The 610-nt window shown below is 66.6% G+C and carries 1 protein-coding gene; it reads left to right on the top strand.

The window, feature by feature from the left end; translation table 11 throughout:
* On the top strand, window positions 1-610 hold a 610-nt coding region (locus K4G59_RS19765), incomplete at both ends, for a type II secretion system F family protein (protein ID WP_231252776.1).

The raw sequence follows: 610 nt of genomic DNA, 5'->3' as shown, positions 1-610 counted from the left end.
CGGGAGCTGGCGCTCCTGCGAGTCCCGCTCGCACGGTTCTACGGGGACAAGATCGTCTTCGCGTTCCTCGGGTTGCTCATCCCGCCCCTTTTGGCCGCCTTCCTCGAGTTCCTCGACCTCGGGCTCCCAGTGACGATCCCCGCCTTCGCGTCACTGGGGCTGGCCGTGGTGATGTTCTTCCTGCCCAACTACAACGCCATCGATGAGGCGAAGAAGGCGCGCCTCGAGTTCACCCGCGCCCTTGGCGCCTACATCGAGCTCGTCGCGCTGGAGCGCAACAACGGCTCGGGTGTACGTCAGGCGATGGAGGCAGCGGCCGAGATCGGAGACTCGTGGGTCTTCCAACGCCTCAACGAAGAGCTGACGCGCTCCCGGTGGTCCGGCCTCCCACCCTGGGAGGCCCTGCACACCTTGGGCGACGAGCTCGGTCTCCCTGAGCTGGACGACTTCGCCGACATCATGCGCCTGTCTGGTGAGGAAGGCGCCAGCGTCTACGCCAACCTGCGTGCACGCTCCGCAGCGATGCGCACCGCGATGCTCAACGACGAGCTCACCCAGGCCAACGCAGTCGGCGAGCGGATGACCATCCCCGGCTCATTGCTGGGCGTCA

The organism is Nocardioides furvisabuli (assembly GCF_021083185.1).
Lineage (GTDB): Bacteria > Actinomycetota > Actinomycetes > Propionibacteriales > Nocardioidaceae > Nocardioides > Nocardioides furvisabuli.
Note: the sequence above shows the minus strand (reverse complement) of the source record. Positions and strands in the feature narration are given on the sequence as shown.